The organism is Streptomyces sp. NPDC002088, assembly GCF_040296605.1.
Taxonomy (GTDB): Bacteria; Actinomycetota; Actinomycetes; order Streptomycetales; family Streptomycetaceae; genus Streptomyces.
The window spans coordinates 73,064-99,593 of the sequence record NZ_JBEOXO010000025.1; the positions used below are offsets into that span (position 1 = coordinate 73,064).

Here is a 26,530-nt window from a genome sequence, read left to right on the forward strand (position 1 = left end):
CCATGAACGCCGTATACGTGCTAAAGCGCACTCCCCGCCTTCCAGTCCGCCCAGGACAGGTTCCAGCCGTTGAGGCCGTTGGACGGGGTGACCGTCCGCTCGCCCGAGTTCTTCACGATCACCACGTCGCCGAGCATCGAGCTGTTGTAGAACTTGTAGCCCGCCACGGAGGAGTCGTTCGCGCCCTTGGCGTCGTGCAGGCCGACGCAGCCGTGGCTGGTGTTCTGGCTGCCGAACACCGATGTGGAGGCCCAGTAGTTGCCGTGGATGAAGGTGCCGGACGTGGTCAGGCGCTGGGCGTGCGGGACGTCCGCGATGTCGTACTCGTCGCCGAGCCCGACCGTCGAGGACTCCATGCGGGTCTCCTTGAGCCGCTCGCTGATCACCATGATCCCGGACCAGGTGGTGTGGTCGGAGTCGCCGCCGGTGACCGGGTAGGTGGCGAGAGTCGTGCCGTCCCTCTTCACTGTCATCTGCTTGCTGGCGAGGTCGACCGTGGTGATCTGCTCGCGGCCGATGTGGAAGGTGACGTCCTTCGACTGCATACCGTAGACACCATCCGTTCCCTCGACGTCCTTCAACCGCAGACTGAGCGTGATCTTCGTACCGGCCGCCCAGTACGTCTCCGGCCGGAAGTCGAGTCGGGTGTCGCTGAACCAGTGGCCGACCACCTCGACGGCGGGCTCGGCGGTCACGGTGATCGCCTTCTCGACCGCGGCCCGGTCCGCGACCGCATGGGTGAAGTTGATCGACACGGGCATGCCGACGCCGGAGGTGGAGTTCGCCTCGGGCGTGAAGTAGCCGACGAACGTCTCACCGGGCGACTTCGTGGTGAAGGTCGCGGTCCGGGCGGCGGCCCCCTGCACCTGGGTCGTGACCGTGTACTTGGTGCCCGAGTACGGGTTCTTCGCCGAGGTCCACTTGGTCTTCGCGTCGTTGAAGGACCCGGCCAGGGTGGAGCCGTCATTGCCGGTGACCGTCACGGACGCGAAGGTGCCGTCGGTCACGGTGACCTCGACGGGGCTGGTGAAACCGGCCTTCTTGGTGCCGTCGGCGGGCGTGACCGAGACGACCGGCTTCTTCGTCGCCGCCGCCTTCACGGTTGCCGTCGTCCCCTCCGAGGCGTCCGCCGTTCCGCTGCTGCACCCGGTCAGTGCGGCACCCGACACGGCGCCGAGGATCGCGAGGACCCCACGCCGGGACCACCTCTCCGGCAGCTGCTCCGACCGGTTCGATATGTGCGAGACGCCCACGGTTCGCCTTCCTGAGATGTCCACGTATGCGGGTGCATCCTGCGACTCCTACCTGGGGCGCTCCTTTGAATCCCCGGTCAGTGGCCTGAGATTTCCGTGAGGATGTGTGCAGTCGCTAACCTGCCGTGATCAGGTCCGGACCACGACAGGGGAACCATGAGTCTGCGCCGTAACCGTCTGCTGTCCGTCTGCGCCGCCGTCTGCGCCGTCGCCCTCACCGCCTGCTCGGGCTCGGGTGGCACGGGGGGATCCTCCGAGGGCAAGGGCGAGGGGGGTGGCACGGGCGGGGTGGTCTCGCTGGCGGAGGCGAAGGGCGTCCTGCGCGCCTACGTGAAGGTCAACAACGCGGCGAACGCCACGCAGGACGCCGAGAAGACGGCGACCGTGGAGAGCGGCGCGCTGCTGTCGCAGAGCCAGGCGTCCTTCCAGCAGTACCCGGCGTGGACGAAGAAGGAGCAGGCGGACTCCGAGGTCCCCTTCTCCTACCCCGTCGCGGACGCCCACTTCTACATCCCGCCGAAGGGATCCGCCGAGTTCTTCATGGTGGACACCCGGATCACCGGCGCGAGCATCGACAAGGACCGCCGTCGGCTGGTCGCCTTCAAGCAGGTCGTCGACGAGACGGCCAAGAGCGGCAAGACCTGGAAGGCGGTCGCCGTCGGCGAGATCACCGACGGGCTGCCGGCCGTCGCCGAGGACGGCGACGGGTTCGTCACCCCGGTCGCGGCGACCGACAAGGTGGGGTCGGTGAAGGCGGGCGACCTGATCGGGCTGTCCCAGGACTTCTACGTGACCGGCGGCAAGAAGGCGGCCGGCGCCTTCACCGACACGGACTCCGTCAAGGCCTGGAAGAAGGCGTATGCCAACCGTGCGTCCTTCAAGGACGACTGCGTCGACGGCAGCTACGAGGCCGGTGCCGGCGGCGCCGACGCGGCGTACGGCGTGAAGACCGAGGACGGCGGCGCGCTGGTCCTCTACGACTTCGGGTTCGTCTACAAGAACTGGACGAAGGCCGAGTGCCCCGGCAGTGAACTGCACCTCGACGACCTGCCCGTCGTCACCAAGATCTATCTGAACGGCAGGACCACGATCCTGAACCTCAGCCGCACCGAGTCGGTGATCGCCATGGCCGTGGTGCCCCCGTCCGGGAAGAAGGTCCGCGTCACCGGATACCAGGAGCAGCTGACCTACGCCCAATGACACCCATCGGGCGCGTACGACCGCGGTCCCGGTAGGTGCCGCGCGGGTGGGCCGGGTGGGCCGGGCGGTCAGCAGCGCTGCTGGTCCTCCGGGCGCCAGCCCAGCGCCCGCGAGATCCCGCGCGCCGCGAGCCGCACCGCCGGTATCAACACCGCTATTCGGGCGTGGATGTGGGGTACGACGACCGATGCGGCGGCGACCACCGTACCGCCCGGACCGCGCACCGGGGCCGCCACCGACAGCGCGTCGTCGGTGACCTGACGGTTGCTCACCGCCACTCCGGCACGCCGCACTTCGGCCAGTTCGCGGCGCAGGCGTGCCGGGTCGGTGAGGGTGTGCGGCGTGAAGGAGGCCAACGGGCCCGCGCAGTACCGTTCCTGGAACTCCGGCTCGCCGTGGGCCAGCAGCGCGAGCCCGACGCCGGTGGCGTGCAGCGGCCAGCGCGCGCCGACGCGGATGTGGACGCCGACCGACGAGCGGCCGGAGAGCCACTCGATGTAGACGACGTCCGATCCGTCCCGCACCGCCAACTGCACGTTCTCGTGCGTCGCCTCGTACAGGTCCTCCAGGTAGGGCAGTGCGACCTGGCGCAGCGCGAGACCGCGCGGTGCGAGTGCCGCGACTTCCCAGAGTCTGAGCCCGACGTGGTAGACGCCGGTCGCGTCCCGTTCCAGCGCGCCCCACTCGGTGAGCGCGCCCACCAGTCGGTGCGCGGTGGTCAGCGTCAGTCCGGCCCGGCGGCTGATGTCCGTCAGGGACAGCGCCGGATGCTCGTGGTCGAACGCGGCCAGCACCGACAGCAGGCGGTCGGGCGCGGAACGCGTGGTGGTCATGGCCGGGTTTCTCCGCCGAGCCCCGCCTCCGCCGCCCGCTGGAGCAGCGTGTGCAGGGTCTCCCGCTCGGCGGGGTCGAGGGGCGCCAGCAGTTCGTTGGTGACGTGCAGGCTCGCCTCGTCGGTGCCGTGCAGGAAGGCGCGGCCGGCCTCGGTCAGTACGACGATCCGGCTGCGGCGGTCGTCCGGGGCGGGACGGCGCTCGGCGAAGCCCAGTTTCTCCAGGTCGTCCACCAGGCCGACGATCGCGCTCGGGTCGTAGCCCAGCCGCTCGCTCAGCTCGCGCTGGAGGACGCCGTCGCCGGCGGCGAGGAAACGCAGCAGCGCGTAGTGGCGCAGGCGCAGGCCCGACTCCTGGAGGAAGGCGTTGAACAGTTGCCCCGAGCGCAGGCCCAGCCGGTACAGCAGATAGCCCGTGTCGGCGTGCAGCGTACGCATCCACGGCTCCTGCGCGTCGACGGAAACGGGGTTCGTGGCGTGCTGGCGGGCGATGGCGGGCTCCCTGGTCGAGGCCCCGGTCGGGGGCGGTTCTGCGGTACTGGTCCCAGTCTGACTCACCCCATCGGTCGGCAACAACTATTGACGTCAACAATTATTGCTCTTAGCTTCGATCTCGTGGTCGCGGCGACTGCAACCAGCCGCAACCAGCCGCGGTCAGTTGCAACGGCCGCAATCAGCCGCACCTGGCCGCATCGCCCGCAGCACCTCGTGAAGGGACTCTCCCGTGTCCAGCATCGATCTCACCGGCAAGGCCGCCGTCGTCACGGGCAGCGGCCGGGGCCTCGGCCTCGCCTATGCGCACGCCCTGGCCGCCCACGGCGCGTCCGTGGTGGTCAACGACGTCGACGAGGCCGTGGCCGAGCAGGCCGTCAAGTCCATCACCGAGGCGGGCGGCACGGCCGTCGCCGAGGTGGTCGCGGTCGGCACCGCGGCGGCCGCGGACCGGCTCGTGAACAGGGCGGTCGAGGAGTTCGGGCGGCTGGACATCCTGGTCACCAACGCGGGCATCCTGCGCGACAAGGTCCTGTGGAAGATGACCGACGACGACTTCGACGCGGTGCTCACCACCCACCTCAAGGGCACCTTCACCTGCGCCCGCGCCGCCGCCGTACGCATGCGCGAGCAGGGCGAGGGCGGCAGTCTGATCCTGGTCGGCTCCCCGGCCGGGCAGCGCGGCAACTTCGGGCAGACGAACTACGCCGCGGCCAAGGCCGGCATCGCCGCCATGGCCCGCACCTGGTCCATGGAGCTGGGCAGGGCCGGCATCACCGTGAACGCGATCGTGCCGGTCGCCGCCACCGCCATGACCGAGACCATCCCCGCCTTCGCCCCGTACGTCGAGGCCATGAGGAACGGTGAGCCGCTGCCGGACTTCCTGCGCAAGGGCGAGGGCTTCGGCACCCCCGAGGACTGCGCCGCCCTCGTCCCCTTCCTCGCCTCCGAGGCGGCCCGCGGCATCACCGGCCAGGCCATCGGCATCGGCGGCGACAAGGTGGCACTCTGGTCGCATCCGCAGGAGATCAGGGCGGCATACGCCGACGGCGGCTGGACCCCCGACGCCCTGGCCGACGCCTGGCCCACCTCGGTCGGCGCCGAGCTCCAGACGGTGGGCATTCCGGCCCCCAAGTTCCCGGAGGCGTGATGACCCCCTCCACGAACCCCTCCATGAACCTCGACGACCTCGTCGCGATCGACGTCCACACCCACGCGGAGGTCTCCTCCAAGGGGCACTCCTCCCTGGACGACGACCTGCACGACGCCTCCTCCGCCTACTTCAAGGTCGAGGGCAAGCGGAAGCCGACTCTGGAGGAGACCGCCGCCTACTACCGGGAGCGGAAGATGGCCGCCGTGATCTTCACGGTGGACGCCGAGTCCGCGACGGGCACGGAACCGGTCCCGAACGAGGAGGTGGCGGAAGCGGCGGCCGCCAACCCGGACGTCCTCATCCCCTTCGCTTCCATCGACCCCTTCCGCGGCAAGGCGGGCGTCCGGCAGGCCCGCCGTCTGGTCGAGGAGTACGGGGTGAAGGGCTTCAAGTTCCACCCCAGCATCCAGGGCTTCTTCCCCAACGACCGCTCGGTGGCGTACGACCTCTACGAGGTGATCGAGGAGACCGGCGCCATCGCCCTGTTCCACACAGGCCAGACGGGCATCGGCGCCGGCGTCCCGGGCGGCGGCGGAATCCGCCTCAAGTACTCCAACCCCCTGCACGTGGACGACGTCGCCGCCGACTTCCCGCATCTGAAGATCATCCTGGCGCACCCGTCCTTCCCCTGGCAGGACGAGGCCCTCGCCGTGGCCACGCACAAGCCCGGTGTGCACATCGACCTGTCCGGCTGGTCGCCGAAGTACTTCCCGCCGCAGCTCGTGCAGTACGCCAACACCCTGCTCAAGGACAAGGTCCTCTTCGGCTCCGACTTCCCCGTCCTCACCCCCGACCGCTGGCTCGCCGACTTCGCGAAGCTGCCGATCAAGGACGAGGTCAGGCCGAAGATCCTCAAGGAGAACGCCGCCCGTTTGCTCGGGCTGACGAAACCGTAAAGGGGCCGGAGATGCGCAACGAGGGACTGGGGTCGTGGCCCGCACGCCGGGCCCGCAAGACCCCGCACCGCACCGCCCTGGTCCACGGTGAGACGTCGACCGACTACCGCACACTGCATACACGCACCACCCGTCTGGCCCACGCCCTGCGCGCCCGGGGTATCCGGCGCGGCGACCGCGTCGCCTACCTCGGACCCAACCACCCCTCCTACCTCGAGACGCTGTTCGCGTCGGGCACGCTCGGCGCGGTCTTCGTCCCCCTCAATACCCGCCTCGCCGGACCGGAGATCGCCTACCAGCTCGCCGACTCCGGCGCGAAGGCCCTCGTCCACGGCCCCGCGTACGCCGGTCTCGTCGCCGGACTGCCGGGCAGCACGGACGTACGGACGTACGTCGCGGTCGGCGCCGAATACGAGGAGGCGCTGGCGTCGGCAGCCGAAGAGCCCATCGACGAGCCGGTCGGCGCCGACGACACCTGCATCATCATGTACACCTCGGGCACGACCGGCCGCCCCAAGGGCGCCATGCTCACCCACGGCAACCTCACCTGGAACGCGATCAACGTCCTCGTCGACACCGACCTGATCGCCGACGAACGCGCCCTGGTCTGCGCCCCGCTGTTCCACACCGCCGGCCTGAACATGCTCACCCTGCCGGTGCTGCTGAAGGGCGGCGCTTGCGTCCTGGTCGAGGCCTTCGACCCGGACGCGACCTTCGACCTGATCGAACGCCACCGGATCACCTTCATGTTCGGGGTGCCGACGATGTTCGACCAGATCGCCCGGCATCCGCGCTGGCCGGATGCCGACCTGTCCTCCCTGCGCATCCTCACCTGCGGCGGCTCCCCGGTTTCGACCCCGCTGATCGCCGCCTACCAGGAACGCGGGCTGACCTTCCTCCAGGGCTACGGCATGACGGAGGCCGCGCCCGGAACCCTCTTCCTGGACGCGGAACACGCGGTGAGCAAGGCGGGTTCGGCGGGCGTGCCGCACTTCTTCAGCGACGTACGGGTCGTACGCCCCGACCTCACGGCGGTCGGACTCGGCGAGACCGGCGAGGTCGTGGTCCGCGGGCCGCACGTCATGCCCGGCTACTGGGGGCTGCCGGAGGAGACCGCGGCCTCCTTTGCCGACGGCTGGTTCCGCAGTGGGGACGCGGCCCGGGTCGACGAGGACGGCTACGTCCACATCGTCGACCGCATCAAGGACATGATCATCTCCGGGGGCGAGAACATCTACCCCGCCGAGATCGAGGACCTCCTCCTCGCCCACCCCGGCATCGTCGAGTGCGCGGTCATCGGCGTGGCCGACGACAAGTGGGGCGAGGTGCCGCGCGCGGTCGTCGTGCCCCGCGAGGGCATCGACCTCGACCCCGAGGAGGTGCTCGCCTCCTTGGCCGGCCGCCTCGCCAAGTACAAGATCCCCAAGTCGGTGGTGGTCGCGGCCGAACTCCCGCGCACCGCCTCCGGGAAGCTCCTCAAGTCCCGGGTCCGCAAGCGCTACGGTAACCAACTCCCCTAAGGAACAAGCCACTTATGAGCATCACCGTCAACGGCCTCGACGAACTCAAGAAGCTGGCCGGCAGCGAACTCGGCACCAGCGAGTGGATCGACGTCACCCAGGAACGCATCGACACCTTCGCCGACGCGACGGGCGACCACCAGTGGATCCATGTCGATCCCGAGCGCGCGAAGGAAGGCCCGTTCGGCGCCCCCATCGCCCACGGCTACCTCACCCTCTCCCTCTTCATCCCCCTGTTCACCGAACTGCTGGACGTCCAGGGGGTCACCACGAAGGTCAACTACGGCCTGAACAAGGTGCGTTTCCCCTCCCCGGTGAAGGTCGGCTCCCGGATCCGCCTCATCGGGAAGCTGGCGGAGGTCGAGGACGTGCCGGGCGGAGTCCAGATCACCGTCGACGGCACGATCGAGATCGAGGGCGCCCCCAAGCCGGCGGCGGTGCTGCAGAGTCTGTCGCGGTTCTACGCCTGACGGTTCCAGGCGTGACGGTTCACGCGCCCGGTTGATGGGGTCGGCCACGCAGAGTCATCCACGGCCGGGCGCAGCCGGAATCAGCTGCGCCCGGAGGAACTCGGCCCCCCACCGCGCGTCCTCCTGACGACTCGGGCACTCTTGCGTGCCGGGGCCCTGGCCAAGGATCGTCGGCTGCGCGACGGCGGCCGTCAGTCCGTGACCTGGCGGTACGCGTACACGGTTGTCGCGAGCGCGCACACCCCCGGCGGGATCATCTCGGCGCGCAGTGTGCCGCTGTTCACGTCGTAATCCACGCCCTCCGCCTCGAACGTGCCGTCCGTGCACAGGCTGCGCTGCGGCAGGGCGAAGAGGCTCTTCACCGAGCCGGTCACCGGCCGGCCGTCCAGCTGGTGCGGCAGGTCGACCTGGAGGACGGGGCGCGACTCGGGGAACAGCGTGCCCGAGGCGTCGTCGGAGGCGCACACCAGGCGGGTGCCGGTGACGAAGTCGCAGCCCTGGATGTCGCGCACCGGCTTGTCCAGGGTGATCTGCCCGGCCGCCTGCAGCGCGCCTCCGGTCGGCGGCGTGGACGGGTTGAGCAGGGGAGCGGGGAAGACCTGGAGTCTGTCCTGGTCGCCCCACTCGCCCGACACCAGCCACTGCCCGTCGGGTGAGACGGTCGCGAAGGAGTTGTTCACCTTCTCGCCCGGGTCGAGCTGGTGGACGTACTCGTGGCGCTTCCCGGCCGGCGTGGTGACCGCGAACATCTTCGACGTGGCCGTGTCGGCGCCCTGGTAGGCGTCGAAGGTGTAGCCGCGCGCGACGTCCGGGTCGCCGACGTGGTTCCAGCCCTTGATCCGCAGGTCGAGGGGGATGGAGGCCAGACCGCGGTGCAGCAGTGAGCCGTCGGCCCGGCTCGCGAGCCCCTGGCCGCCGCCCAGCGTGTCCGTGTACGCCGTGCCGGTCTGCGCCCAGTGCGGCTCACCGGCGGCGAGCGCGGGGCCGGTGCCGAGCGTGAACGCACCCAATAAGAAGGAGGCGACGAGGATATGGCGCTTCATCAGGGTCAGGCTCCCGCTACGTCGACGAAGATGGGGTTGGCATAGAACCACGTATCGGCCCACGGGTCACCGTTTCCGGGCTCGTGCGGGATCGGCCCGTTCGGGTCGACCGACGCGCCGAGGTGGCCGGCGCCGTGCCGGTTGCCGTCGCTGCCGCGCAGCCGGACGTAGAAGGACTCGTCACCCGCGGTCAACGGAATGCGCAGGGTGTACGTCCCCTTGCGGCCGGCCACGTCCTCGGTCCGTACGACCCTGGTGTCCGGCGCCCGCCACGCGTCACGGTCGGACACCGCGCCGCGCACCGCGCCCCGGATCACGTCCACGTGCGCCAACTCGGGCAGGATTCCCTGGGGGTTGGGCCTGGACGCGGTCGTCACCGTCACGTTCAGCGTGAGCTTCTCGCCCTTGTGGACCCGCAGCCGGCCGCCCAGCGTGACGCCCCGGCCGTGGTCGCGGTCCCGCTTCAGCCGGACGTCGAGCCCGTCCAGCAGGTGCCCGTGGTCGAGCCAGACCCGGCCCGCGCGCAGGGCCGCCATGACCGAGCGGTAGCCGTAGCGGGTGACGCCGACGTGGGTGCGGCTGAACTGGCCCGGCCAGAAGTCGCTGCCCGGCTGCGGGCTGTCGGTGTCGACCGGGTCGGGCAGCTTACCGGTGTTGTCGAAGTTCTGTCCGGCCGGCCAGTCACCGTTCTTCCAGGTGTCGAAGACGATCCGGTGGGCGTCGGAGTTCGAGGTGATACTGAACAGCCTGCCCTCGGCCAGCATCGAGTCCCACAGGCCGCCGACCGTCGCGGTCGCCCAGTCGAAACCGCCGTACGTCAGATACGCGGCCGCCGGATAGCCCGCCCACGACTGTGCGGACGGCTTGTTCTCGTACTCGCCGCGGATCGACGTCGCACCGCGCCAGCCGGGGACGGCCGCGCCCTGGGCGCCCGGCGCACCCTCCATGCCGATCATGATCTCGGGGGCCGCGTCCCGCCAGTTGCGCATCTCGTGCGGGGTGTCGATGCCCAGGCGCATCGGGTGGTTGGCGAGGACCAGTACGTCGTCGACGTAGCCGGTGCGGCGCTGTTCGGCCAGCCACTGGATCGCCTTGACCGCGTGGGCCTCGTTGCGGGCGGTGTCCGCGGCACCGGCCGCACCCTCCGTGTAGCCGAGCAGCTTGCCGTCGTAGGCGCTCTCGAACCGGGTGAGCAGGTCCACCTCGTGCGGGCCCGGCGCGGCGAAGACCGTGCAGTGCTCGGCGGCCGGGATGTACCACTCCAGGCCCTGGAAGATCAGCTGGCGGGGGTTCTCGGCCCGGGCCCGCAGGATCTCGTCGTGCTCCAGCGGGGCCCCGTACTCGGCGTGTCCGAAGTTGGAGTGCTCGGTGAACACCATCCAGTCGAGGCCGTACTTCGCGCCCGCGGCGGCCAGTTGGGAGAACGTGTACTTCGCGTCGTGGCTGTAGACGGAGTGGATGTGGTGGTCGCCCACGAGATAGGCGAGGTGCGGGTCCTCGCCGCCGAACCCGCGCTCCGCGGCGACCGCGGGCGCCGCCGCCGACCCGAGGGCGAAGGTGGCGCCGAACAGTCCCGCGCGGCGCAGGAGTTGGCGGCGGGAGACACCCTGTGCGTCCAGGAAGGCGGGGGAGACGGACGGGTCGGCCCAGGAGGGCAGTTGCTGCTCGGTCATGGTGATCCTCGGGGAACCTGAAGTGACGGGTCAGTGGTTCATGAACGACGTGGCGGGCAGTGCCCGTTCGACGATGCGGACGTCGCCCAGCCGGCCGTGCAGGATCTGGTCGATCCGTCCCGCGTACTCGTAGCCGCCGAGCAGCCACGGCATCCCGACAGAGGTGATCCCCACGGCGGCCGCCGTCGGATTGCGGACGACCGGGCAGCCCTCGACGTACAGCGTGGTGTGCCTGCCGTCGTTGACGACGGCGAGGTGCCACCAGGTCTCCAGTGGTGTCTCCTGGCCCCAGTTGGTGGCGATGCCGTCCTGGTTGAGCGGGCGCATCGCCCACTGCGGCTCCCGGTCGTTCGACAGGGACAGCGTGGCCAGCGGTTCGTCCGGGTCGTCGGCGGTCTTCCCGGCGGCCCCGCCCGTGCCGGTGCGGCCGACGATGCCGGACCAGGCGTGGTGGGCGGGGTCCCAGTCGGCGGGGAGGCGGTAGAAGGCCTCGATGGTGTAACCGGAGTCGAAGGTGGCCGAGTTGAGCGGGGCGCCGTCGACCGTGCGCAGGTAGCCGCCCTTCAGCGGTGACTTGAAACCCTGGAACTCCAGGCTGCCGTGGCCGGGCTGGTCCGGGTGGTGGTCCGACGACCAGGTCAGCGAACCGCCGCCCACGGTCACCGGAGTGAGGTCGTTGCCGTGGCCGGACAGGTCACGGACCGTGCCGGAGACGGCGGTGGCGTCGTCGTGGCCGTCGAAGCGCCAGTAGGCGACCGTGCCGGGGACGAGCACCCGGGACGCGGGCCGCGCCGCACGGGCGGGCACCGGAGCGAAACCGGCGAAACGCTCGGCGAAGTCGATCCCGACCGAGAAGCGGTCCGCGTCACCGCTCAGCTCGATCTCCTGCCGCTCCAGCTCGTTGAGCCCCTTCGCGGCCCGGCCCAGGATCCACGGGGAGACCGTTTCGACGTCGATGACGTTCCGGTCCAGGTCGAAACGGTAGAGGCGGATCATCGCCGCACCGCCGAAGTAACGGTTCTGGTAGTTCGTCAGGTGCAGATGAACGTCGTTCCCCGCCGCGTTTGTGCGCGTTGCACGGGCGGCGGGCCAGTAGTGACCGTTGAGGGTGAGGAAGATCTGGTCGTGGTCCTCGATCAGCCGGTCCCACAGCTGCTGCCCGTACGTGGACAGCGAGTCGTCCTCGGCGACCAGTTCGTGCGTGGTGAGGACGACCGGCGCCTTCGGATGCCGGGCCAGGACCTCCTCCGCCCACGCGTACCCCTGCGCCGAAAGCCGCCAGTCCAGCGCCAGCACCAGCCACTCCCGGCCGGCGGCCCGGAACAGGTGGTACGTGTTGTAGCCGTCCGGGGAGGCGCCGCCGTAGGTGGACCTGCCCTTGAAGCGGTCCGGCCCGAAGACGTCCAGGTAGGGCGTCGGACCACGCTGGTCGTCGGTCGACGACCGCACGTCGTGGTTCCCGGTGAGGACGCTGTAACCGACGTCCCGCCGGTCGAGCATCCCGAACGCCTCGCCGATCGCGGCGACCTCGGCCTCGGCGCCGTTCTGCGTGAGGTCCCCGAGATGGGACAGGAAGACGATGTTCTCGTCCTCGCCGTGCTCCAGGAGGTAGCGCAGCGATGCCTCGACCGGCGCCCTGTCGATGCTCGGCCGGTCGAAGAGGTACTGCGTGTCCGGCATCACGGCCAGCGTGAAGCGCCGGCTGTCCGGGTCGGGCCGCCGGCGGCCCGACGGCGCGGCCTCGGCGATCGTCGGCAGCGCGACCCCGGCCGTGGCGGCGGCACCGAGAAGCGCCGTGGCTCTCAGAAAGCTACGTCGTCCGGCGCAGGCCTGCGCGGCCTCGCCGTGGTCGTGGGCATGCGAAGTACACACGTGTGCTCCGTGAGAGAGGACAGTCGGGGATTCAGAGAGTGCGCAGGGTCCAGCTCCAGCGGTGGACGCCCGGTGCGACGAGGTAGGAGGGGAAGGTGTCGGGGCCGCAGGAGGCCGTACCGAGCCCCCGGTGCGCCGCGTCGATGTGCACCACGCAGCCGGGGCGCGGCACCAGTTCGTCGTGGTGCGCGGCGGCGGTCAGATCCTCGGCGCGGTAGCGGGTGACGGAGACCTGGCGCGGCTCGTCCAGCGCGACCGCGAGTCCGGTGCCGTCCGGCGCGGACAGCGTGAAGCGCCGTACACCGTGCCGGCCGCCGCTCTCCTGCGGACGCAGGTAGGGGGTGAACAACGAGTCGACGGGGACCGAGTGGTGGCCGACGGGAGCGCCCGCGCTGCGGTCCGGGTACGACTCCCAGGGCCCCTGTCCGAACCACTCCAGCAGATCGAGCCCCGCCACCGTCTCGAACACCGTGCCGACCCGCGCCACGTCATCGAACTCGTCCGGCAGTTCGGCCTCCTCGTCGACCCGGATCCCGCCCTCGACCGGAGTGAACACCTGCCGGTGGCGGACCACGCCGACCGAGCCGGCGTACTCGGCGAGGACGCTCACCCGGCCCTCCTCGCGCCGTACGGAGACGACCTCGCGGACGAGCGCGTCGAGCCCCCAGGCCCGCCAGCGCAGCGCGATGCCGCCCAGTGCGTCGTTGTCGGTCGGCGCCCGCCACAGCGACAGCGTGGGAGCGGCCGTGAGCAGCGGGTGGACCAGGAGCCCGTCGGCGTCGACCTCGACGCGGCGGCCCGGCACGGTCACCTCCGCCACGGGCACGTCCGCCGGTACCGGGGCCGCGCGCAGCCGTACCTGCGGCGCGCACACCTCCGTGCCGCGCGGCGCCCACGGCTGGTCGTCCGCCGTCGTCACGCGCAGCGTCAGCCAGGCCTCGCCCCCGTCCCGCGGCAGCGCGAACGGCAGCGGCACAGCCGCTGTCTCGCCCGGGCGCAGGTCGGGCAGTTCCGCGGGCGCCCGCAGTGTGCCGCCGTCGGCGAGGGACAGCTCCCACTCGGCGGCCAGCCACTCCAGGCCCCGGAAATGCTGGTGGTTGGAGACGACGAGCCCCTCGTGCCGGAACGGCTCCAGCCGTACCGGCGCCGCGATCTCCCGGTGCTCGTACATCACGGGTTTGGGCGTGCGGTCGGGGAAGACGACCCCGTCGGCGATGAAGGCGCCGTCGTGGATCGGCTCGCCGAAGTCGCCGCCGTACGCCCAGCGGTGGCCGGGCGCGGCGACACCGCTCTCGTACAGCCTGGCGCCCCCACGCCCGGCCGGTCTTCCGTCGTTCACACGCTGGAGGATGCCGTGGTCCCAGAACTCCCAGATGAAGCCGCCCTGAAGTCCTGGGGTGGCCTCGATGGCGGCCCAGTGGTCGGCGAGCGTGCCGTTGCTGTTGCCCATGGCGTGCGAGTACTCGCACTGGATGAGCGGCTTGGTCTGCTCGCCCGACAGGGCATGCGCCACGCAGTCCTCCAGCGGCGCGTACATGGGACAGGCGATGTCGGAGGCGTCGTCGGTCGCCCCCCAGTCGAGCTTGGCGGCACCCTCGTACTGGAGAGGCCGCGTGGGATCGTGCCGGCGCACCCAGCCCGCCGCCGCGTCGTGGTTCGCGCCGTAGTCGGACTCGTTGCCCAGCGACCAGATGATGACCGACGGGTGGTTCTTGTCCCGCAGCACCATCCGCGAGACCCGGTCCACGAACGCGCCGAGGTAGCGCGGGTCGTCGGCGATCTCGTGGGCGTGGTCGTGGGACTCGATGTCCGCCTCGTCGACGACGTACAGGCCGAGCTCGTCGGCGAGGTCGTACAGCGCCGGGTCGTTCGGGTAGTGCGCGGTGCGGACCGCGTTGAAGCCGAAACGCTTCAGCAGGCTCAGGTCCGCGCGCATGTCGTCGTACGACACCGTCCGCCCCGTCAGCGGATGGAAATCGTGCCGGTTGACGCCCCGGATGTAGACGCGCTCGCCGTTGACCAGCAGGTCCCGGCCGACGATCTCGACGTCGCGGAAGCCGATGCGGTGGTACGAGGTGTCGGCGACCGTTCCGTCGGCGCGGTGCAGCCGGACGGTCAGGTCGTACAGCTCGGGCGTCTCCGCGTTCCAGGTGCGCACGTCCGCGACGGTGGTCAGCAGCCGTGCCTCGCCGAGGAAGCCGGAGACCCGCTCGTCCTCGGCGTTGATCCGGTCCAACTCCGTGTCCCGCGTGAGTGGTTGACCGTCCAGCTCGCCGCTGACGTACCACCCTTCGGGCAGCGCACCGCCCGAGTCCCGCACGCGGCAGTCGACCCGCAGGTCGCCGTGGCGCCCCGCCCGCACGGTCACGTCGGCGAGGTGCAGGGGATCCGTCGCGTACCACAGCACCGACCGCGTGACGCCGCCGTGCCACCACTGGTCCTGGTCCTCGATGTGCGAGGCGTCCGACCATTTCACGACCGTCAGCCGCACGACGGACCGCTCGCCGGGACGCACCACACCCGTGAGGTCGAACTCTGCGGCCAGATGGGAGTCTTTGGAGATCCCGACGGGCCGCCCGTCCACGTGCACCAGCAGCACGCTCTCGGCGGCTCCGACATGGAGCACGATCCGGCGTCCGGCCCAGTCGTGCGGGACGTCCACCTCGCGCTCGTAGACACCCGTCGGATTGGCCGCGGGCGACTGGGGAGGGAATTCCGCAAACGGCATACGGACGTTCGTGTACTGCGGACGGTCGTCAGTGTCCTGAATGGTCTGCATGGTCCATACGCCGGGGACGTACGCCGACGACCAGGCAGCGCCGACCGGAGCGTCCGGAGCGGGCAGCAGCTGGAAGCGCCAGTCACCGTCGAGACAGAGGGCTCCGGAGCGCCGGCCGACGGCGTTCATCGGCAGCCGCCCCCAGGAGGTCACCTCGGGTGCCTCCCAGGGGCGGAGCGCGAGCAGCGGGTCTGCCATCAGCGGATGGCTCCCTTGCCGAGATCGCCGATGATCTGCCTGGCGCCGATCGCGAAGACGATCAGCAGGGGTATGAGGGCGAGAAGTGCGCCGGTCATGACCATTCCGTAGTCGGTGGTTCCGTGGGTTCCGTTGAGCTGGGACAGCGCGACCTGGAGGGTGACGTTGTCCGGGTCGGTGAGGACGATCAGGGGCCAGGCGTAGTCGTTCCAGGTGCCCATGAAGGTGAAGATGCCGAGGAAGGCGAGGCCCGGCCGGACCACCGGGAGGGCCACGTGCCAGTACTGGCGCAGGAAGTTCGCCCCGTCGATCCGCGAGGCGTCGAGGAGTTCGTCGTGGATGGCGCTCTGCATGTACTGGCGCATCCAGAAGATACCGAACGCGTTGGCCGCCGCCGGCACGATCAGCGCGGTCATCGAACCGACCCAGCCGAGCTTCGCCATGATCACGAACTGCGGGATGGCCGACAGCTGCGCCGGCACCATGAAGATGACCATCAGCAGCGCGAAGAGCACCCGGCGGCCGGGGAAGTCGAACTTGGCGAAGACGAAGGCCGCCAGCGAGTCGAAGAACAGGACCAGGAAGGTCACCGAGCACGCCACCAGCAGCGAGTTGAACATCGAGCCGAAGAAGTCGATGTTGTCGAAGAGGTGGCGGGCGTTCTCGAGGAAGTGCGAGCTCGGCAGCAGCTTCGGCGGGTAGGAGAAGATCTCCGACGTCGTGTGGGTCGACATGATGATCGCCCAGTAGAACGGGAAGGCCGACAGCAGCAGACCGATGACGAGTACGGCGTGCAGCGCGATGCCCCGGCTCCGGGTGCCCCGGACGGCCCTGGGCCGGCGTGATCCTTGGACGGATGCCATGGTGACCGGCCCCCTAGTCTTCGCCCCGGCGCTGCACCAGGCGCCAGTTGATGATCGAGAAGATGATGACGACGAGGAAGATGCCCCAGGCCACGGCAGCGCCGTAGCCGAAGTCGTTGTTGTCGAAGGTCTGCTGGAAGAAGTAGAGGACCATCGTGCGGCCCGCGTGTCCCGGACCGCCCGAGAACGGCGAGTCGTTGGTGTTGGTCTGCAGCAGCACCTGCGGTTCGGAGAAGCTCTGCAGACCGGTCACCGTCGAGATGACGAGCACGAACAGCAGCACCGGGCGCATCATCGGCAGGGTGATCCGGAAGAAGGTCTGCACGGGACCGGCACCGTCCATGCGGGCCGCCTCGTACAGCTCGCCCGGGATGGTCTGCAGCCCGGCGAGGAAGATGATCGCGTTGTAGCCGGTCCACTGCCAGGTCATCAGTGTCGCGACGGCGACCTTGATGCCCCACGGTGTGTTCAGCCACGCCACCTGATCCAGACCCACCGCCTGCAACAGGCCGTTCACCAGGCCGAAGTTGGTGGAGAAGACCGACCCGAAGATGATGGCGATCGCGACGACCGAGGTGACGTTCGGCAGGAAGTAGGCGACGCGGTAGACGTTCTTGAAGCGGACCGCGGAGTTGAGCAGTACGGCCGTCACCATCGCCAGGAAGATCATGGGGAAGGTGGCCAGCGCCCAGATGACGATCGTGTTCCCGACCGAGCTCCAGAAGTCGCTGTCGCTCAGCAGGTACCGGTACTGAGAGAGGCCCGCCCACTCCATCGAGCCGAGGCCGTCCCAGCGGTGAAAGGAGACCCAGAGCGAGAAGCCGACGGGGATCAGGCCGAAGCCGAGGAAGAGGAGGTAGAAGGGGGAGATCGCGGCGTACAGGTGCCAGTACTTGCGCAGGCCCTTCTTCGGCCGGACCGTGGAGGTCCGCGTCACGGCGGGCGGGGTCTGCTCGATGACGGCCATCAGTAGCTCACCCCCAGGTGCTTCGCGATGCGACGGCACTTGCTCATGGCGTCGCTCCAGGCCTTCTTCGGGTCCTTGCCGAGGACGCCGACGTTCTTGATCTCGTCCTTGATGGGCTGCCCGAGCGCGATGTCGTACGGGCTGTTGTAGGCGACCGCGATCCTCTGCGCGGCGGGCCCGAAGATGTCCGTCGTGATCTGGCCGCCGAAGAAGGGGTCCGGGGCGCGCAGTTGCTTCAGGTCGTAGGCGGCGGGCGTGGAGGGGAAGAGGCCCGCGTCGATGTAACCCTGCGCCTGGTTGGCGGCGTTCATCATCCAGGTGATGATCTCGAAGGCCCGCTCCGGCTCCCGGCACGCCTTGGTGATCGACAGGAACGATCCGCCGTTGTTGGCCGGCCGCACGGGCATCTGGGCGATCCGCCACTTGCCCTTGGTCTTCGCCATGCCGCTCTTGAGGTCGTACGTCGCCCAGGAGGCGCCCAGCTGGCTGGGCAGTTTGCCGTCCACCGTGGCCGAGATCTGGTCCGGGGTGCCGGTGACGAGAGACGAGAGGAGCCCCTGCCGCTTGGCCTCCAGGGACAGCGCCCAGGCGTCCCGCACGTGTTCCTGGTCGCCGATGAAGTGGCGGTCCTTGTCGACGTACCGCTTGGTGCCCTGGTTCACCACGTTGTCGAAGACGCCGTTGATGTCGGTGAGCAGGAAGGTCCCGGGGAGGCGCTTCTTCAGCTGCGCGCCCGCGGCGAAGTACTTCTCCCAGGTGTTCAGCTCCTTGGTCACGTCGTCCGGTTCGTACGGCAGCCCCGCCTTGCGGAACACCTCGTACTGGTAGAGGTGCGCGACGGGGCCGCAGTCGATCGGGAAGGCGATCATCGAGCCGTCGTCGGCGGTGCCCTGCTCCCACTTCCACGCCAGGTACTGGCTCTTGTACTTGTCCGCCCCCAGCGTGCGCAGGTCCACGAACTGGTCGGAGTTGGGCAGGTAGGACGCCATGTCCTCGCCCTTGAGGCCCGCGATGTCGGGGATGCGGGCCCGCCCGGTCATCGTGGTGATCAGCTTGGAGCGGTAGTAGCCGCCGATCTTGATGGCCTGGAGGTCCACCGTGGAGTCGTAGCGGGCCTCGGTCTTCTTGACGACGGTGTCACCGAGGCCGCCGTCCCAGTACCACAGGACCATGTTCCGGCCGGTCGAACCGGTCGGAACGGCACAGCCGGTTGCCAGGCCGCCGAGTGCCGTGGCGGCTGTACCGCCCAGGCCCGCGCGGAGCAGGCCTCTTCGTGAGAGCCGCACAGCTCCCACCGCCTTTCGGATCTGTTCGGGACTTCGCATACGAGGGGTCAGCACGTGACGTGCGGGTGGGTCGTACCAGGGGTCGGTCAATACGGACGTGCGGGTGGGTCGTACCAGGGGCCGGTCAGTACGGACGTGCGGGTGGGGTCACGGGGGCGTACCGGACGGGTGGGCCGGGGTCCGCGGGGATGCGGTCGTCGAGGAAGCCGTACGCCCGCAGCAGTTCCGGGTCGTCGACCGAGCGCCACCAGCGGTCGACGCCGTACCAGCCGGGTGCCGCCAGTGCCCCGCCGTGGTGCCCCACGGACAGCCCCGCGGCGAGTACGGCGAACCGCAGCCGTTCCTCCAGCGGCCAGCCGCCGAGCGAGGCGGCGACGAAGCTCGCGCCGAAGACGTCACCGGCGCCCGTCGCGTCCAGGACATCGATGTCGAGGGCCGGGACCTCGGCGAACTCGCCCGTCGTCTGGTCGACGGCGACCGCGCCGTCCCCGCCGCGCGTGACGACGGCCACCGGGACCAGTTCGGCGAGCGCGCCGAGGGCCGCGATCGTGCTGTCGGTGCGGGTGTAGGCCATCGCCTCCGCCTCGTTGGGGAGGAAGGCGTGGCACAGGGAGAGCTGGCCGAGGAGATCGGTGGACCACTGCTGGGTGGGGTCCCAGCCGACGTCGGCGTAGATCAGCGTGCCGTTCGCGGCCGCCTTGGCGAGCCACTCGCTCGGCTCGGCCTCGATGTGCACGAGAGCCGTGCGCGCCTCGGGCGGGTCGCCCATCAGCGCATCCTGCGAGTACGGGGGTTCCTGGCCGTGGGTGACGAGGGCCCGGTCGTGGACGGGGGTCCCCCCTGCTCGGGCGGAGCCGAGCGCCGCGGGGAGCGCAAGGGCGACGGTGACGGGGGTGGGCCAGCCGTCCGCCCTGCGGGAGAGGGACAGGTCGACGCCCTCCTGCCCGGCCAGGACCTCCTGGCAGTACGCGCCGTAGAAGTCGTCCCCGAAGACGGTGGCCAGGGAGGTCTTCAGACCGAACCGGGACGCGGCCACCGCCAGGTTGGCGATGCCGCCCGGGCCGCAGCCCATTCCGGCCGTCCAGATCTCCTCGCCCGGCGTCGGCGGCCCGCCCAGACCCGTGAGGACGAGGTCGTAGAAGAGCAGCCCGGTCAGCAGCACATCGGGCCGGTCGTCGTCCACGCGCGCTTCCTCTCGTCGACACGTGCAGGAGGTCGTCAAAACTCTTCAATTCGGTGACCGGAATCGTGCGCTGCTCGGCGACATTGGTCAATGCCTGAGCAGAACTGAGCATAGAAATGATTGAAGATGACGAGTAGTGTTCAGGCCGTGCTGGCAGAACGACGACATCAACTCATCCTGCGGGCCCTGCGCTCCGGCGGTCCCGCGGCCGTGACGGATCTCTCCGAACAGCTCGGTGTAAGCCCCGCCACCGTCCGACGTGACCTGCTCAAACTGGAGGAAGAGGGCCTGCTCACCCGCGTGCACGGCGGCGCCGTCGTCGACGAGGGCGACCAGCCCTTCGCCGAGGTCGCCGAGGTGCGCGTGGCCGAGAAGGACGCCATAGCGGCGCGCGCGGCGGCGATGGTCGCGGACGGCCAGTCGGTGCTGCTCGACATCGGTACCACCGCCTTCCGGCTGGCCCGGCAGCTGCACGGCCGCCGGCTCACCGTGATCACCAGCAACCTGGTGGTCTACGAGGAGCTCGCCGACGACGAGGGCATCGAGCTGGTGCTGCTCGGCGGCATGGTCCGCCGCGAGTACCGCTCCCTGGTCGGCTTCCTCACCGAGGACAACCTGCGCCAGCTGCACGCCGACTGGCTCTTCCTCGGCACCAGCGGAGTGCGGCCCGGCGGGCAGGTGATGGACACGACGGTCGTCGAGGTGCCGGTCAAGCGGGCCATGATCAAGGCCAGTGACAAGGTCGTGCTGCTCGCCGACGCGGCGAAGTTCCCGGGTACGGGCATGGCGAAGGTCTGCGGTCCTGAGGACCTGGATGTGGTGGTGACCAACGCGCCGGTGGACGCGGTGACCCGGTCCTCCCTGGAGGAGGCGGGGGTGCGGGTGTTCCTGGCAGGAGAGGCGGGAGCAGCGTGAAGCTGACGATTTTGGGCGGCGGCGGATTCCGGGTGCCGCTGGTGTACGGGGCGCTGCTGGCGGACCGCGGTGAGGGGCGGGTGACGGAGGTCGTTCTGCATGATCTGGACGACAGTCGACTGTATGCAGTCGCCCGTGTGCTGGCTGAACAGGCGTCGACCGTATCCGACGCCCCCCGCGTGACGGTGACGACCGACCTCGACGAGGCCCTGCGCGGCGCCGACTTCGTGTTCTCCGCGATCCGCGTCGGCGGCCTGGAGGGGCGAGCGAACGACGAGCGGGTGGCGCTCGCGGAGGGTGTGCTGGGCCAGGAGACGGTCGGCGCGGGAGGGATCGCATACGGTCTACGGACGGTTCCCGTCGCCGTCGACATCGCCCGACGGGTGGCCCGCCTGGCCCCCGACGCCTGGGTCATCAACTTCACCAACCCCGCGGGCCTGGTCACCGAGGCCATGTCCCGCCACCTCGGCGACCGTGTCATCGGCATCTGCGACTCCCCGGTCGGCCTCGGCCGCCGTATCGCCCGTGTGCTCGGCGCGAACCCGGGTGAGGCCTGGATCGACTACGTCGGCCTCAACCACCTCGGCTGGGTGCGCGGCCTGCGCGTCGCGGGCCGCGACGAACTCCCACGCCTGCTCGCCGACCCCGAACTGCTCGGCTCCTTCGAGGAGGGCAAGCTCTTCGGTGTCGACTGGCTCCAGTCCCTGGGCGCGATCCCCAACGAATACCTGCACTACTACTACTTCAACCGGGAAGCCGTACGCGCCTACCAGCAGGCGGAGAAGACCCGCGGCGCCTTCCTGCGCGACCAGCAGGCCCGCTTCTACGAGGAGGCCGGGCGCGTCGGCGCCTCGGCGCTTCAGGCTTGGGACCGCACCCGCGCCGAGCGCGAGGCCACGTACATGGCGGAGAACCGCGAGACGGCGGGCGCCGGCGAGCGCGAGGCCGACGACCTGTCCGGCGGCTACGAGAAGGTGGCCCTCGCCCTGATGCGGGCCATCGCCCGCGACGAACGCACCACCCTGATCCTCAACGTGCGTAACCAAGGCACCCTCTCCGTCCTGGACGCGGACGCCGTCATCGAGGTGCCGTGCCTGGTCGACGCCAACGGCGCGCACCCCGTCGCCGTCGCCCCGCTGCCCGAGCACGCCACCGGCCTGGTGTGCGCGGTCAAGGGCGTAGAGCGCGAGGTGCTGTCGGCGGCCGAGTCCGGCTCCCGTGCGACGGCGGTCAAGGCCTTCGCGCTGCACCCGCTCGTCGACTCCGTGAACGTGGCCCGCAGGCTGGTGGAGGGCTACGCCGCGGTGCATCCGGGCTTGGCGTACCTTGCTTGAGTAAGCGCTTTCCCTCCGTCTGCCTCCCTGCCGTCTGCCTCCCTGCCGTCTGGACTCCCTGCCTTCTGGCCTCCCGCTGTTTCCTGGAGACTTCCCATGCACGACGAACGCCGCCGGATCGAGGAGCGCGTAGAGCGCGTCCACAACCAGCGCATCAAGCCCGCGATCTACGCCGCCACCGTCCCCTTCGAGGTCGAGGCCTGGCAGGCGCCGGGGGAGCCGGTCCCGTTCGAGGAGGCCGCCGCCGCGCCGTACGAGCCCTTCGTCATGGACACCCCGTGGGGGCCGCCCTGGGGTACGACCTGGTTCCGCATGCGCGGGCAGGTGCCCGCTGCCTTCGCCGGCCGGCGCGTGGAGGCGGTCATCGACCTCGGCTTCGTGGGCGACTGGCCCGGCAACCAGGCCGAGGCCCTGGTCCACCGGACGGACGGGATGCCCCTGAAGGCGGTCAACCCGCTCAACCAGTACGTCCCGATCGCCAACCCGGCGACCGGCGGCGAGGAGATCCACTACCTCGTCGAGGCGGCCTCCAACCCGGACATCCTGGCAGGCGACTTCGCCGCCCCGACCCCGCTCGGCGACGTCCTGACCGCCGGCGACAAGCCCCTCTACACCTTCCGCCGCGCCGACATCGCCGTCCTCGACGAGGAGGTCTTCCACCTCGACCTCGACATCCAGGTACTGCGCGAACTGATGCTGGAACTCGGCGAGCACGACCCGCGCCGCCACGAGATCATGCATACCCTCGACCGCGCCCTGGACCTGCTCGACCTGGACGACATCTCCGGCTCGGCGCCCGCCGTCCGCGCCGCGCTGAAGCCGGCCCTGTCCAAGCCCGCGCACGCCAGCGCCCACACCGTCTCCGGCGTCGGCCACGCGCACATCGACTCCGCCTGGCTGTGGCCGATCCGCGAGACCAAGCGCAAGACGTCACGCACCTTCTCCAACGTCACCGCGCTCGCCGACGAGTATGACGACTTCATCTTCGCGTGCTCGCAGGCCCAGCAGTACGAGTGGGTGCGCGACAACTACCCGCACGTCTGGGCCCGGATCCAGGAGTCGGTGAAGAAGGGCCAGTGGGCGCCGGTCGGCGGCATGTGGGTCGAGGCCGACGGCAACCTGCCCGGCGGCGAGGCCGTCGCCCGCCAGTTCATCCACGGCAAGCGGTTCTTCATCGAGCACTTCGGCATCGAGACCAAGGGGGTCTGGCTGCCGGACTCCTTCGGCTACAACGCGGCCTACCCGCAGCTCGCCAAGCTCGCCGGCAACGAGTGGTTCCTGACCCAGAAGCTGTCCTGGAACCAGACCAACAAGCTGCCCCACCACACCTTCTGGTGGGAGGGTATCGACGGCACCCGCATCTTCACCCACTTCCCGCCGATCGACACCTACAACGCCCGCTTCAGCGGCGTGGAGATGGCCCGCACGGTCCGCAACTACGAGGAGAAGGGCCGCGGTACGCGCTCGCTGGCCCCGTTCGGCTGGGGCGACGGCGGCGGCGGACCCACCCGCGAGATCATGGAACGGGCGCGCAGGCTCGCCGACCTGGAGGGCTCGGCGAAGGTCGTCGTCGAACACCCCGACAAGTTCTTCGAGGCGGCCCGCGCGGAGTACCCCGACGCCCCCGTCTGGGTCGGCGAGCTCTACCTGGAGCTGCACCGCGCCACCTACACCTCCCAGGCCCGTACCAAGCAGGGCAACCGGCGCAGCGAACACAAGCTGCGCGAGGCCGAGTTGTGGGCGACGACCGCCGCGCTGCACGCGACGGGGTACGTGTACCCGTACGAGGAGCTGGACCGGCTGTGGAAGACGGTCCTGCTCCACCAGTTCCACGACATCCTGCCGGGGTCGTCCATCGCCTGGGTGCACCGGGAGGCGGAGGCCGAGTACGCCCGCGTGGCCGAGGAGCTGGAGGTGCTGACGGCCGAGGCGGTCGCCGCGCTGGGTGGTGGCGCCGGCGGGGCGCGCGTGTTCAACACGAGCCCGTACGACCGCGCCGAGGTGGTCCGCACGGCCGAGGGCGTGCCGGTGTACGTGGAGGTACCCGCGAGCGGCAGCGCGCCCCTCGCCGGCGCCGAGCCCCCGCAGCCCGTGACGGTCGCCGGCCGTGTTCTCGACAACGGTCTGGTCCGTGTGGAGGTGACAGAAGACGGCACACTGTCTTCTGTATACGATCTACGGGCGAAGCGCGAAGTCCTCGCAGACAGGGGCAACCTGCTCCGCCTGCACACCGACCTCCCGAACTACTGGGACGCCTGGGACATCGACAAGCATTACAAGAACAGGTACACGGACCTGCTGGACGCCGACTCCGTCACGGTCGTCGAAGAGGACCCGCTCCTCGGCGCGATCCGCGTGGAGCGGAGCTTCGGCAAGGGCTCGAAGATCACCCAGACGATCACCGTCCGGGCCGGCAGCCCCCGTATCGACATCGAGACCGACATCGACTGGCACGAGGCCGAGAAGATCCTCAAGGCGGCCTTCCCGGTGGACATCCGGGCGCCCCACTCCTCCGCCGAGATCCAGTTCGGCCACGTCCAGCGCCCGACCCACACCAACACCAGCTGGGAGGCCGCCCGCTTCGAGGTGTACGGCCACCGCTGGGTGCACATAGGCGAGCCCGGCTACGGCGTCGCCGTCATCAACGACTCGACGTACGGCCATGACGTGACCCGCACGGTTCGCGAGGACGGCGGTACGACGACCACCGTCCGCCTCAGCCTGGTCCGCGCCCCGCGCGTCCCGGACCCCGAGGCCGACCAGGGCCGCCACCGCTTCACGTACTCGCTGCTGCCCGGCGCGAGCATCGAGGACGCGGTCGCTGAGGGCTACGCCCTCAACCTCCCGCTGCGGGTGGCGGATTCGGCGGGCGCGCCACAGCCGGTCGTCTCCGTCGACGGAGACGGAGACGGAGACGGCGAGGGCGTGACCGTCGAGGCGGTCAAGCTCGCCGACGACGCGTCCGGTGACGTGGTCGTACGTCTCTACGAGTCCCGCGGCGGCCGTGCCCAGGGCACCCTGCGCGCCGGCTTCCCGCTCGCCGGCGCCCAGGTCACCGACCTGCTGGAGCGACCGCTGGAGGAAGCCGCCACCGACGGTGACGGCGGGGTCCCGGTCGAGCTGCGGCCCTTCCAGATCCTGACCCTTCGTCTCCAGCGCGCCGACGCGGGCCGATAGGAGGGCGGCAGCCGTGCCCATGCACCCCTGGTTCACCGACGCCAAGTTGGGGATCTTCATCCACTGGGGCATCTACGCCGTCGACGGCGTCCAGGAGTCCTGGTCGTTCTACGACGACATCGTCCCGTACGACCAGTACATGTCCCAGTTCGACCGCTTCACCGCCGCCCGTTACGACCCCAGCGAGTGGGCCGCCCTCTTCGCCCGCGCGGGTGCCCGGTACGCGGTGCTCACCAGCCGCCACCACGACGGGGTCGCCCTGTGGGACACCGCCCACGGTGACCTGAACGTGGGCCGGGACCTGATCTCCGGCTACGCCGACGCCCTGCGCGAGCAGGGCATCAAGGTCGGCCTCTACTACTCGCACTCGGACTGGAGCCACCCCGACTACGCCTCCACACGCAAGCCCGGCCGCCCGCCGGAGCTGGAGGACAACCGGTACTCCGAGGTCGCGGCCGAGTGCGAGGACCTGGACGCCTGGGAGCGGTTCATCGCCTACCGGGACGGCCAGATCCGCGAGCTCACCTCCCGCTACCGGCCCGACCTGATGTGGTTCGACGGCGAGTGGGACCGCAGCGAGGAGCAGTGGCGCATTCCGGAGCTTGCCGCGCTCATCCGCTCCGAGGTGCCGGACGTCGTCTTCAACGCCCGCATGCTCAGCGAGGGCGACTACGCGACCCCCGAACAGGGCGCCCCCGTCGTCCCGCCCGAGGGTCCCTGGGAGCTGTGCCTGACGATCAACGACTCGTGGGGTCATCAGCATCACGACCACAACCACAAGTCGGTCGACCAGCTGATCCGCTACTTCGCCGAGACGATCGGCGGCGGTGGGAATCTACTGCTCAGCGTCGGACCGCGGGAGGACGGCACGATCCCGGCCGAACAGGCCGAGCGGCTGGAAGGGCTCGGCGACTGGATCGCCAAACATGCGGACGCCGTGTACGGGACCGGCCGCGGGCTGCCCGCGGGCCACCACTACGGCCCGAGCACCCTGGCGGCGGACCGGCGCACGCTGTATCTGATCCTCTTCGACGCCCCACGGGCGGAGATCAACGTACGTGGCCTGCTCGGCTCGGTGCGGCGGGTCACGGTGCTCGGCAGCGGGACCGAGCTCGCCCACCGGATCACCGGCGGCCTGCACGAGACCCCTGGTGTGCTCTGGATCGAGCCGCCCGCAGCGGCGGACCTCGACCCGCACGCCACCGTGCTCGCCGTCGAACTGGACGGGGAGCTGGAGCTGTACCGCGGATCGGGTCGCTTCTGAGGTTTCCCTCTTCGGGTCGGCCGGTCGCCCCCCGTGACAGCGGCCGACCGACCCGAGTCCCCGTTCCCCCGTGTTTCCCCCGTACCCCCGTGTTCCCCCGTTGTCTTTCACTCTTAAGAGCCCGCGGCCCGCTCCCTGATACACCCCGGGCAGAAAAAAG

The 26,530-nt window shown here is 70.1% G+C and carries 20 protein-coding genes; 9 read left to right on the plus strand and 11 right to left on the minus strand.

Going from position 1 to position 26,530, the window contains the following annotated elements; genetic code table 11:
• Nucleotides 1–20: 20 nt before the first annotated feature.
• Nucleotides 21–1,253, minus strand: a complete 1,233-nt coding sequence (locus ABT114_RS38585) for a L,D-transpeptidase (protein WP_351148390.1) — start codon at nt 1,251–1,253, stop codon at nt 21–23.
• A gap of 156 nt (nt 1,254–1,409) precedes the next feature.
• Between ABT114_RS38585 and ABT114_RS38590 the strand changes: the two genes are divergently transcribed.
• Complete coding sequence (locus ABT114_RS38590) at nt 1,410–2,453, plus strand: DUF8094 domain-containing protein (RefSeq protein ID WP_351148393.1); 1,044 nt, start codon at nt 1,410–1,412, stop codon at nt 2,451–2,453.
• A gap of 68 nt (nt 2,454–2,521) precedes the next feature.
• Here the strand turns inward: ABT114_RS38590 and ABT114_RS38595 are convergent, their stop codons facing one another.
• Together ABT114_RS38595 and ABT114_RS38600 are read right to left on the minus strand one after the other, a co-directional pair.
• Nucleotides 2,522–3,286, minus strand: a complete 765-nt coding sequence (locus tag ABT114_RS38595; RefSeq protein ID WP_351148395.1) for an IclR family transcriptional regulator — start codon at nt 3,284–3,286, stop codon at nt 2,522–2,524.
• Complete coding sequence (locus tag ABT114_RS38600) at nt 3,283–3,723, minus strand: MarR family winged helix-turn-helix transcriptional regulator (RefSeq protein WP_351148398.1); 441 nt, start codon at nt 3,721–3,723, stop codon at nt 3,283–3,285. Before ABT114_RS38600 ends, ABT114_RS38595 begins: the two co-directional genes overlap by 4 nt.
• Nucleotides 3,724–4,009: 286 nt before the next feature.
• Here ABT114_RS38600 and ABT114_RS38605 point away from each other — a divergent pair, with 286 nt between their 5' ends.
• The 4 genes from ABT114_RS38605 to ABT114_RS38620 are packed head-to-tail and all read left to right on the plus strand — an operon-like array spanning nt 4,010 to nt 7,816.
• Nucleotides 4,010–4,927: an SDR family NAD(P)-dependent oxidoreductase gene (locus ABT114_RS38605; protein WP_351148401.1), complete on the plus strand. Its 918-nt coding sequence runs from the start codon at nt 4,010–4,012 to the stop codon at nt 4,925–4,927.
• A gap of 23 nt (nt 4,928–4,950) precedes the next feature.
• Nucleotides 4,951–5,826 carry an amidohydrolase family protein gene (locus ABT114_RS38610; RefSeq protein WP_351148582.1) on the plus strand — a complete coding sequence of 292 codons (876 nt, stop codon included), beginning with the start codon at nt 4,951–4,953 and terminating at the stop codon, nt 5,824–5,826.
• A gap of 11 nt (nt 5,827–5,837) precedes the next feature.
• Entirely contained in the window at nt 5,838–7,346 is a 1,509-nt protein-coding gene (locus tag ABT114_RS38615) for an acyl-CoA synthetase (RefSeq protein WP_351148404.1), read from the plus strand.
• A gap of 14 nt (nt 7,347–7,360) precedes the next feature.
• A complete protein-coding gene (locus ABT114_RS38620) occupies nt 7,361–7,816 on the plus strand; it encodes a MaoC family dehydratase (protein WP_351148407.1) in 456 nt (151 codons plus the stop codon).
• A 191-nt stretch (nt 7,817–8,007) separates the two neighbouring features.
• On the opposite strand, the gene ABT114_RS38625 is transcribed toward ABT114_RS38620, so the two are convergent.
• From ABT114_RS38625 to ABT114_RS38660, 8 genes are all read right to left on the minus strand, one after another.
• Nucleotides 8,008–8,859 (minus strand): hypothetical protein, encoded by an 852-nt coding sequence (locus ABT114_RS38625; protein WP_351148409.1) that lies wholly within the window; start codon nt 8,857–8,859, stop codon nt 8,008–8,010.
• 5 nt (nt 8,860–8,864) lie between these two features.
• Nucleotides 8,865–10,532, minus strand: coding sequence for a PHP domain-containing protein (locus ABT114_RS38630; protein ID WP_351148412.1), 1,668 nt, complete (start codon nt 10,530–10,532; stop codon nt 8,865–8,867).
• 30 nt (nt 10,533–10,562) lie between these two features.
• Nucleotides 10,563–12,404, minus strand: coding sequence for a LamG-like jellyroll fold domain-containing protein (locus tag ABT114_RS38635; protein ID WP_351148414.1), 1,842 nt, complete (start codon nt 12,402–12,404; stop codon nt 10,563–10,565).
• Between the two features lie 31 nt (nt 12,405–12,435).
• Nucleotides 12,436–15,381 (minus strand): glycoside hydrolase family 2 TIM barrel-domain containing protein, encoded by a 2,946-nt coding sequence (locus tag ABT114_RS38640; RefSeq protein ID WP_351148417.1) that lies wholly within the window; start codon nt 15,379–15,381, stop codon nt 12,436–12,438.
• Nucleotides 15,381–16,244, minus strand: coding sequence for a carbohydrate ABC transporter permease (locus ABT114_RS38645; protein WP_351148420.1), 864 nt, complete (start codon nt 16,242–16,244; stop codon nt 15,381–15,383). Before ABT114_RS38645 ends, ABT114_RS38640 begins: the two co-directional genes overlap by 1 nt.
• 13 nt (nt 16,245–16,257) lie before the next feature.
• Nucleotides 16,258–17,211 (minus strand): carbohydrate ABC transporter permease, encoded by a 954-nt coding sequence (locus ABT114_RS38650; RefSeq protein ID WP_351148423.1) that lies wholly within the window; start codon nt 17,209–17,211, stop codon nt 16,258–16,260.
• Nucleotides 17,211–18,497 (minus strand): ABC transporter substrate-binding protein, encoded by a 1,287-nt coding sequence (locus ABT114_RS38655; protein WP_351148426.1) that lies wholly within the window; start codon nt 18,495–18,497, stop codon nt 17,211–17,213. The genes ABT114_RS38650 and ABT114_RS38655 overlap by 1 nt, the downstream gene beginning before the upstream one ends.
• A 124-nt stretch (nt 18,498–18,621) precedes the next feature.
• A complete protein-coding gene (locus ABT114_RS38660; protein ID WP_351148428.1) occupies nt 18,622–19,680 on the minus strand; it encodes a carbohydrate kinase family protein in 1,059 nt (352 codons plus the stop codon).
• 147 nt (nt 19,681–19,827) lie between these two features.
• On the opposite strand from ABT114_RS38660, the gene ABT114_RS38665 reads away from it, so the two are divergent.
• The 4 genes from ABT114_RS38665 (at nt 19,828) to ABT114_RS38680 (ending at nt 26,370) form a co-directional block, all read left to right on the plus strand.
• Entirely contained in the window at nt 19,828–20,595 is a 768-nt protein-coding gene (locus ABT114_RS38665; RefSeq protein WP_351148585.1) for a DeoR/GlpR family DNA-binding transcription regulator, read from the plus strand.
• Complete coding sequence (locus ABT114_RS38670; RefSeq protein WP_351148430.1) at nt 20,592–21,929, plus strand: 6-phospho-beta-glucosidase; 1,338 nt, start codon at nt 20,592–20,594, stop codon at nt 21,927–21,929. Before ABT114_RS38665 ends, ABT114_RS38670 begins: the two co-directional genes overlap by 4 nt.
• A 96-nt stretch (nt 21,930–22,025) precedes the next feature.
• Complete coding sequence (locus ABT114_RS38675) at nt 22,026–25,106, plus strand: alpha-mannosidase (RefSeq protein WP_351148432.1); 3,081 nt, start codon at nt 22,026–22,028, stop codon at nt 25,104–25,106.
• Nucleotides 25,107–25,119: 13 nt separating this feature from the next.
• Nucleotides 25,120–26,370, plus strand: coding sequence for an alpha-L-fucosidase (locus ABT114_RS38680; protein ID WP_351148433.1), 1,251 nt, complete (start codon nt 25,120–25,122; stop codon nt 26,368–26,370).
• Nucleotides 26,371–26,530: the final 160 nt, after the last annotated feature.

Bases quoted from the DNA above. Each gene is read 5' to 3' on its own strand.
- ABT114_RS38590 (WP_351148393.1), top strand. From the start codon at position 1,410: ATGAGTCTGCGCCGTAACCGTCTGCTGTCCGTCTGCGCCGCCGTCTGC.
- ABT114_RS38595 (WP_351148395.1), bottom strand. From the start codon at position 3,286: ATGACCACCACGCGTTCCGCGCCCGACCGCCTGCTGTCGGTGCTGGCC.
- ABT114_RS38600 (WP_351148398.1), bottom strand. From the start codon at position 3,723: ATGCGTACGCTGCACGCCGACACGGGCTATCTGCTGTACCGGCTGGGC.
- ABT114_RS38610 (WP_351148582.1), top strand. From the start codon at position 4,951: ATGAACCTCGACGACCTCGTCGCGATCGACGTCCACACCCACGCGGAG.
- ABT114_RS38615 (WP_351148404.1), top strand. From the start codon at position 5,838: ATGCGCAACGAGGGACTGGGGTCGTGGCCCGCACGCCGGGCCCGCAAG.
- ABT114_RS38620 (WP_351148407.1), top strand. From the start codon at position 7,361: ATGAGCATCACCGTCAACGGCCTCGACGAACTCAAGAAGCTGGCCGGC.
- ABT114_RS38625 (WP_351148409.1), bottom strand. From the start codon at position 8,859: ATGAAGCGCCATATCCTCGTCGCCTCCTTCTTATTGGGTGCGTTCACG.
- ABT114_RS38630 (WP_351148412.1), bottom strand. From the start codon at position 10,532: ATGACCGAGCAGCAACTGCCCTCCTGGGCCGACCCGTCCGTCTCCCCC.
- ABT114_RS38640 (WP_351148417.1), bottom strand. From the start codon at position 15,381: ATGGCAGACCCGCTGCTCGCGCTCCGCCCCTGGGAGGCACCCGAGGTG.
- ABT114_RS38645 (WP_351148420.1), bottom strand. From the start codon at position 16,244: ATGGCATCCGTCCAAGGATCACGCCGGCCCAGGGCCGTCCGGGGCACC.
- ABT114_RS38650 (WP_351148423.1), bottom strand. From the start codon at position 17,211: ATGGCCGTCATCGAGCAGACCCCGCCCGCCGTGACGCGGACCTCCACG.
- ABT114_RS38675 (WP_351148432.1), top strand. From the start codon at position 22,026: ATGCACGACGAACGCCGCCGGATCGAGGAGCGCGTAGAGCGCGTCCAC.